At 46.4% G+C, this 569-nt stretch carries 1 pseudogene; it reads right to left on the bottom strand.

Going from position 1 to position 569, the window contains the following annotated elements:
- A pseudogene (locus tag CXF85_RS00075) lies at positions 1-569 on the bottom strand (cadherin repeat domain-containing protein); the annotation flags it as partial.

The following is a 569-nucleotide window of genomic DNA, read 5'->3' as shown; positions in this document are numbered from 1 at the left end:
ATCTTTAAGTTTCAGTGCACCATTAACCACTTCAAAACGCGTATCATCAACGCTGTAACTGTGGCTATCGCCGTCATCAACATCGCCTGTGGTGGCTAAGGTACCAATGATGGCACCCGCTGCATTTTCGTCTACATTCTGATTAGTTAAAGTAATACCGGTTGGTGCTTCGTTGACATCACCGACATTCAAGGTAAATTCTTGTGTCGTTGGTAGACCACCGCTGTCTGTTGAGGTGACGGTGATCGTAATGCTCTCGGCACTTTCATGATCAAGACTAACACCGGCTTTAAGTTTCAGTGCACCATTAAGCACTTCAAAACGTGTATCATCAACGCTGTAACTGTGGCTATCACCGTCATCGACATCGCCTGTGGTCGCTAAGGTGCCAATGATGGCACCCGCTTCATTTTCGTCTACGTTCAGATCCGTTAAGGTAATACCGGTTGGTGCTTCGTTGACATCACCGACATTCAGAGTAAATTCTTGTGTCGTTGGTAGACCATCGCTGTCTGTTGAGGTGACGGTGATCGTAATGGTTTCGGCACTTTCATGATCTAAGCTTTCAG

This window comes from Colwellia sp. 75C3 (genome assembly GCF_002836255.1).
Lineage (GTDB): Bacteria > Pseudomonadota > Gammaproteobacteria > Enterobacterales > Alteromonadaceae > Colwellia.
This window is presented reverse-complemented; position numbering and strand designations above follow the sequence as displayed.